This window comes from Actinomadura rubrisoli (genome assembly GCF_004349215.1).
Taxonomy (GTDB): domain Bacteria; phylum Actinomycetota; class Actinomycetes; order Streptosporangiales; family Streptosporangiaceae; genus Spirillospora; species Spirillospora rubrisoli.
On sequence record NZ_SMKU01000582.1, the window covers coordinates 1 to 3,028 of the forward strand.

Annotated in this window: 4 protein-coding genes and 2 pseudogenes; 2 read left to right on the top strand and 4 right to left on the bottom strand. The window is 69.8% G+C overall.

The features are described from left to right. Positions 1-19: 19 nt before the first annotated feature. Positions 20-103: pseudogene (locus E1298_RS52140) on the top strand (SAM-dependent methyltransferase); the annotation flags it as partial. A 537-nt stretch (positions 104-640) separates the two neighbouring features. On the opposite strand, the pseudogene E1298_RS52145 reads toward E1298_RS52140, so the two are convergent. The 3 genes and pseudogenes from E1298_RS52145 to E1298_RS45625 all read right to left on the bottom strand — a co-directional run. Continuing rightward, a pseudogene (locus tag E1298_RS52145) lies at positions 641-1,027 on the bottom strand (WXG100-like domain-containing protein); the annotation flags it as partial. Positions 1,028-1,035: 8 nt separating this feature from the next. After that, on the bottom strand, positions 1,036-1,341 hold the full coding sequence (locus E1298_RS45620; RefSeq protein WP_131903602.1) for a WXG100 family type VII secretion target: 306 nt from the start codon (positions 1,339-1,341) through the stop codon (positions 1,036-1,038). Continuing rightward, positions 1,338-1,739 (bottom strand): YbaB/EbfC family nucleoid-associated protein, encoded by a 402-nt coding sequence (locus E1298_RS45625; protein WP_131903603.1) that lies wholly within the window; start codon positions 1,737-1,739, stop codon positions 1,338-1,340. Before E1298_RS45625 ends, E1298_RS45620 begins: the two co-directional genes overlap by 4 nt. Before the next feature lie 244 nt (positions 1,740-1,983). Here E1298_RS45625 and E1298_RS45630 point away from each other — a divergent pair, with 244 nt between their 5' ends. Beyond that, positions 1,984-2,232: a hypothetical protein gene (locus E1298_RS45630; protein ID WP_131903604.1), complete on the top strand. Its 249-nt coding sequence runs from the start codon at positions 1,984-1,986 to the stop codon at positions 2,230-2,232. Positions 2,233-2,309: 77 nt separating this feature from the next. On the opposite strand, the gene E1298_RS45635 is transcribed toward E1298_RS45630, so the two are convergent. After that, positions 2,310-3,028, bottom strand: a 719-nt coding sequence (locus E1298_RS45635; RefSeq protein WP_207945252.1) for a hypothetical protein, incomplete at its 5' end; no start/stop codon positions are given.

The following is a 3,028-nucleotide window of genomic DNA, read 5'->3' on the forward strand; positions in this document are numbered from 1 at the left end:
CCGCCCGGTCGGGATCCTGATGACGGCGGTGCTCGACCTCGTCCGCGACGAGGAGGACCCCGAGGCAGCGGTCGCCGGGTTCCGCGACGTGATGGCGCCCGGGAGCCATCTGGCCGTGTGCGACTTCCCCGCCGACGCCCTCACCGCCGCCGACCGCGCCGCCGAAGGCGCCGGACGTGGCGCCCTTGGCGATGGCGTCCCAGGTCAAAGGGTCGCCGTGGAGCGCGGCCGTGGCGACCGTGCCGGCCGCGCCGCTGATCGCCTCGGACGCGCCCTCGCGGGCCATGCCCTTGAACATGCTGCCGAGCGCGGTGTCGGCCGGGCCGCCCACGCCGGGGATCTTGTTGATGCCGTGGCCGATGCCGCCGGAGATGGCGCCGCCGATCGCGCCGTCCAGGGTCGCCGAGCCGGTCTTCTTCAGGTCGACGCCGTCGCGGTTGCCCTGCGCGATCTGGACGCCCTGGACGACCAGGTCGAGTCCGCCGCCCTGGAGGGCGCCGAAGGCCGCGCCCTTGAGGACGGAGCCGAGGAAGCGCTGGCCGAGGCGCTCCATCAGCTCCTTGAAGATGGTTCTGGCCGTGACCTGGGCCGCCGCCTCGGCGGCCGGGATGCCCGCCGTGGACGCGCCGAAGGTCGCGAACGCCGCCGCGATCAGGAAGGCGATCTCGATCGCCGTGACGATCAGCAGGGCGATGAACATGTACTTGGCGTACTCGATGTCGAGCGCGCCGCCGTCCATCGACTCGGCGAGCTGGCCGCACGCCTCGGCGAGCTTGGGCAGCATCTGCGGGTCGGTGGAGACCCACTTCTCCCAGTTCTGGCTGAACTTCTCGGCCGCGCCGCTGTCGAGCGTGCCGAGGACGTCGGCGGCGGTGCCCTTGAGCTCGCCGATCAGCTCGTTGACGCCGGTGCCGGCGTCCCGCCAGGCGTCGGCGCACCGGCGCATGGCCGTCTCGTCGCCCTCCGGCCAGTCGGAGCCGACGATCCAGGACAGCCACTTGACCGAATCTGGGATTTCGAGGCCCACGGATCAGCTCACTTCAGCCGGGAGGCGTCCTCGGCCGCCTTGTAGGTCTTGGCCATCTGGTCGACGCCCTTCTTGATGCCGTCGAGGCCCTTGCTGAACTGCGGGAACATCTTCAGGACGCTCTGGCTCGGCTCTCCGTAGCCCTCTTCGAACTGCTTGCCGGTCTCGTCCTGGCCCCAGCACTTGCCCTCGGCGGCGAGCGCCCCGTCCAGCTTCTTGAAGATCGCGTCCAGGTGGGTTGCGCCGGTGTGGAAGCCCTCGCCCGCGCGCTTGAGGGCCTCGGTGTCGACCTCCAGGTAGCCGTCCGCCGTCATCGGGGTAGGATCCCGAGGCGCTCGCGGACGGCGTCGATGTCGTCGGGACGCTCGGGCAGGAGCTTGGCGAGGTCGAAGCCGCTCTCGGCGGCGCCCTCGGGGGCGAGGCCCTGCATGGCGGCGCGCATCTGCTCGGCGACCTGGCTCTGGGCGTCCTTGGACGCCTCCAGGACGGCCTCGGCGAGTTCCTCGGAGCCGAGCCTGCGGTAGACGCGGGGGTCGAACTCCACGCTGGTCAGCCGGCCCTGGCGGTCGACCTTGACCTTGACCATGCCCTCGGCCGCCTCGGCCTCTGCCTCGATGGTCTCCAGCTTGGTCTGCATGTCCTGGATCTGCCGGCGCTTCTCCTGGTAGGTCTGCAGGAGTTCGTCGATATGCGCCTGCCATTCAGCGCGCACAGTGACCCCTCTGTTCGTCGGGAGCTGATCGAGCCCGCGACCGCGCACGATCACAGACAATAGGGATTGATCATTTATATGATTTAACCCGCGCTTTCGCAACCCATTCCCCAGGTTGGGTCCCTTCGCCGCCGGTGTGGAACACTGCGGAAGGCCGTGAACGGGCCCGTGCGCGGACCCGAAGCGAACACCAGGGAGGGCGCGGCGAACGATGCGCAGGAGACCGAGTATCTGCGACGCCTGCGTGCGTCTGCGGCAGAGGGCCAATCCCGAGGCGCGGACGTCGGTCGACACCTGGATTCCCTACTGCGACGCGTTCCCTGAGCGCGTGCCCGGTGAGATCTATGTCGGCGGGTTCGACCACAGGCAGCCATTCGAGGGCGACAACGGGATCCGGTTCGAGTTGCGGCCCGGCGGCGAGAAGGCGCTCGCCGCGTACGAGTCGTCCCTCGCCAGGCGGCGGCAGCGCGCCGAGCGCGAGCAGGGCGGCTGAGCGCGCCGGGACGGGACGGCCGGTGCCGCGCCCGTCCCGCCCGTCCCGTCCGTCCTGTCCCATGGCCGCGCCGGTCATCAGCTCGTGAAGAGCATCGTGTTGGTGATTTCCACGCCCAGTTCGCCGGCGGTGGCGAACACCGAGCCGGTGCGGCCGCCGGTCGGGCCGCCGTGGGACCAGTACGACTGGGCGTAGACGACGTTCGAGCCGCGCGTCCACGTCCGCGTCCAGTATGCCGGGTTGGCGCGGGGCTGCGGGAGCCCGCTGGCGTCGGACGGGGTGAGCAGCTTCGGCCAGCCGCTCTGGTTGGTGACGTTGCTGATGCTGCTCGCGGCGGACGGGCTGGAGAACTTCAGGATCGAGATGACGGTCATGATGTTCTTGGTCGGGCTCGCGTAGACCGCCGAGTACATGCTGCCGATGCACGGGTGCGAGCGCAGGGCCGTCAGCAGCTTGCTGTTCGCGCGGGTGATGCATGACTCGGTGCGGGTCCCGGCGCGGGTGAAGGTGTTGCCCTTCGCGGTCTCCACCGTCACCGACAGCAGGCTGGACGGGTCGGACGTGCTGCGGGTCGGCGACGTCGTCGGGTTCGGCTCGACGGACGGCTCGAACGATTGCGTGCTGAACGGCGAACGCGTGTACGACGGGATCGCGACGGGATCCTTGTCATCGTCTTCGCGCAGCACGACGAACGCGAGCACGCCGACCACCGCCAGGACCCCGACCACGCCGATGATCAGCAGCGGGACCAGCGGGCCCTGGCTGTTATACACATTTGACGCTGCCGACGATAAGG

Coding starts and splice junctions, on each gene's coding strand:
- E1298_RS45620 (WP_131903602.1), bottom strand. CDS start 1,341: ATGACGGCGGACGGCTACCTGGAGGTCGACACCGAGGCCCTCAAGCGC.